At 60.5% G+C, this 3,023-nt stretch carries 4 protein-coding genes and 1 pseudogene; 3 read left to right on the forward strand and 2 right to left on the reverse strand.

Annotated elements, in window-relative coordinates; translation table 11 throughout:
- Positions 1-175 (forward strand): annotated as a pseudogene (locus tag EN969_RS36220) (UbiH/UbiF family hydroxylase); the annotation flags it as partial.
- On the opposite strand, the gene EN969_RS24295 reads toward EN969_RS36220, so the two are convergent.
- Complete coding sequence (locus tag EN969_RS24295) at positions 152-1,114, reverse strand: AEC family transporter (protein WP_063168002.1); 963 nt, start codon at positions 1,112-1,114, stop codon at positions 152-154. The pseudogene EN969_RS36220 and the gene EN969_RS24295 sit on opposite strands and share 24 nt — an antisense overlap.
- Before the next feature lie 125 nt (positions 1,115-1,239).
- Here EN969_RS24295 and hspQ point away from each other — a divergent pair, with 125 nt between their 5' ends.
- Complete coding sequence (gene hspQ / locus EN969_RS24300; RefSeq protein WP_024503281.1) at positions 1,240-1,563, forward strand: heat shock protein HspQ; 324 nt, start codon at positions 1,240-1,242, stop codon at positions 1,561-1,563.
- 72 nt (positions 1,564-1,635) lie between these two features.
- Here hspQ and EN969_RS24305 read toward each other — a convergent pair whose 3' ends face one another.
- Entirely contained in the window at positions 1,636-2,265 is a 630-nt protein-coding gene (locus EN969_RS24305) for an invasion associated locus B family protein (protein ID WP_013531658.1), read from the reverse strand.
- 260 nt (positions 2,266-2,525) lie between these two features.
- On the opposite strand from EN969_RS24305, the gene EN969_RS24310 reads away from it, so the two are divergent.
- Positions 2,526-3,023: ABC transporter substrate-binding protein (locus tag EN969_RS24310; RefSeq protein WP_245467483.1), on the forward strand; the 498-nt coding region annotated here is incomplete at its 3' end.

The following is a 3,023-nucleotide window of genomic DNA, read 5'->3' on the forward strand; positions in this document are numbered from 1 at the left end:
GCTCAACATGTCGCTGCTTTCCGACATGCTGCCGGCGCAGATGGCCCGCGTTGCCGGGCTCGGCGTGCTCGGAGGCTTCGCGCCGCTTCGGGCTTTTTTCATGCGCGAGGGGCTTCGTCCCGGCAGCGGTTTTGCCGCGCTTGCCGGCGGGTTAGGGAAACAGGTCCGGCGCTAGGATATTGTGCCGGATCAGGTAGAGCAGCCCGGTAACGGTCACGACCGACAGGCAGGTTGTGATCAGCACACTGGCCGACGCTCGCTGTACCCAGACGCCATACTGCTGGGCGATGACGAAGACGTTCGTGGCGGTCGGCAATGCGGCCAGAAGCACCGCCGAGAAGACCCATGTCTCAGAGAAATTGCCGATCCAGCTCAGCACGACATAACAGAGCAACGGGTGCAGGATCAGCTTCAGCGCGGCGATCGGAACCATCTCATGCGGGACGCGATTGAGTGGCCTGAGCGCCAGCGTGACGCCCATGGCAAACAGCGCGCAAGGTGCGGCCGCACGGGAAAGATATTCTAGAAATCGCTCCACCGGCACGGGCGGTCGAAAGCCGATATAGGCGGCGCCGACACCCAGGGCGGTTGCGATGATGAACGGATGCAGCACGATCTTGCGCAGGACGCCCAGGGCAAGCCGGAGAGGAGTGGTCTTCTCGTCGCCAGACAGCGCCATCATCATGGGCGCGATGGCGAAATGCATGATGTTCTCGAAACAGAAGATCAAGGCGACCGGCACAGCCGCCTCCTCGCCGAAGGCCAGCAGCGCCAGCCCCGGCCCCATATAGCCGATATTGCCATAGGCGGCCGCGAGCGCCTTGATGGTCGATTGCGCTATCTCGCCGCGCGAGGTCAGGACCGACCCCATGAACATCAAGGAAAATATCATGAAGGTCGAGACGACCGAGCCGAAGATGAAGCGCCATTCCGTCAGGTCTTCGAACGGCGTCTTGGCAAGCAGTTGAAAGAAAAGTGCCGGCAGCGCGACATAGACGATGAACGTGTTCATCCAGCCGAGCGCGTCCAGCGGCTGCCTGGTGATGCGCGCCACCAGAAACCCGACAAAAATCAAGCCGAAGAACGGAAGAACAAGACCGATGACGTCAGACATTTTTATGCTGGTCCGAAACCCTGGCGCCGGGCTAACCCGTTGCTTAATAGGGCGTCAAGCGCCTCGGGATTGAATTGATGCGCGGTCTGCGCCAAATAAGCTCAAGGAACTCAGTGGTGAGTACGATGAAAACAGCCAAATTCGCAATCGGACAGGTGGTTCGCCACCGGCTGTTTCCATTCAGGGGCATCATTTTCGATGTCGATCCGCAATTCGCCAACACCGACGAATGGTACGAAGCCATCCCCGCCGACGTGCGGCCGCGCAAGGATCAGCCTTTCTACCATCTGCTCGCCGAGAATTCGGAGACCGAATACATCGCCTACGTCTCCGAGCAGAACCTGCTCGAGGACCAGTCGGGCGAGCCGGTCCGGCATCCGCAGATCAAGGAAATGTTCGACAAGAAGCCGGACGGCGGCTACCAACAGAAGCGGCAGTCCAGGCATTAGCCTGCTGGAAGACAGTCACAAAAAAGCGGGGCATGAACCCCGCTTTTTTGTTGGCTCGGCGATATCGGCCGATCAGTTGGCGGTCTTCGCCTTGTCCTGCTCTTCCTTGAGCTTCTTGGCGAAATCCTGGTTGTTCTTGGCGACGAAGTCCTGAAGCTTCTTCTGCCTGTCCTCGATGTCCGACTGCTGCAGCGCCGGGCCGTCATAGGCGCCGCTGAAGCCCTGCAGGGCGATCTTGATCGGATTGGGCTGATTCTGGAAATTGACCGAAGTCAGCGTGATCGCCTGGCCTTTCTTGAATGCCGCGACGAGCTGATCGGTCAGCGGCACTTCGGCCACGCAACGATCCGGGAAGCAGATCACATAGTCGAGCTTCTGCGCCTTGCCGGTGTCGATCTGCAGGCCGATGCCGGGAGGCACCAGACGGCCGGTCGGAACCGTCACCTGGAACACCTTGCGGTTCACCTTGCCCTTGAGCTCGATCAGGCTGACGCCGGTGACCAGCTGGCCATTGCCGGCAGTGGTGATGTTCTGGACGTTGCAGATGTCGACATCTTCCTGCTTGGTGCAGGCCTTGAACCAGCCTTGCGGAATCTGCTGCTGCTGCTGTGCGGAAGCGGCGGGAAGCCCTGCGCCGAGAAAGCCGACCACGCCAGCGGCCATGACCGACAGGCGGTACGCGTTGCTGTTCAGGCTCGTCATGTCGTGCACTTCCTCTCAAATGATCCCGGGACCGGCTTCTTCGTGCCGTGTGGTCCAGCTACCTGTTGCCGAAATGAGGCAACAGAATGACTTCGGAGGGCGTGTTACACTGCAAGCGAGGCCGAATCCAGCCCGGCGCCTGCGATTCTTGGCCGTGCGATTTGGGCCGTGCGATTTGGGCTGATGTATCTGGCCGGAGCGCGGTGGCGCCATGCTAGGGTGCAGTCCGAATCATCAAGCCGCCCAGTAAGGAGACGGTCATGGGCCGCGTTCTTGTTTGGCTGATCACCGCGATATCGTTTCTCGCCCTTTCGCATCAGCCGGCCGCATCGGAGCCGAAGCACGCCATCGCCATGCAGGGCGAGCCGGCGCTGCCGCCCGACTATACGCATTTCAACTACGTCAATCCCGACGCGCCGAAGGGTGGCTCGATCACCTATTGCGTCGTCGGCAGCTTCGACAATCTCAACCCTTTCATCCTCAAGAGCCTGCGCACCACGGCGCGCGGCATGATGGATACGATCTTCGGCAATCTGGTCTTCGAGCCGTTGATGCAGCGCAATGCCGACGAGGCTTTCACGCTCTACGGTTTGTTGGCCGAAAGCGCCGACATGGATCCGGAGCGCAAGAGCATCGAGTTCCATCTCAATCCGAGGGCCAAATGGTCGGACGGTCAGCCGGTGACGCCGGAGGACGTGCTGTTCAGTTATGATGTCTACACCGACAAAGGCCGCCCGCCTTACAGCGACCGCATGGCC

The sequence above is a fragment of the Mesorhizobium sp. M7A.F.Ca.CA.003.01.2.1 genome, from assembly GCF_003998945.1.
In the GTDB taxonomy this organism is placed as follows: Bacteria; Pseudomonadota; Alphaproteobacteria; order Rhizobiales; family Rhizobiaceae; genus Mesorhizobium; species Mesorhizobium ciceri.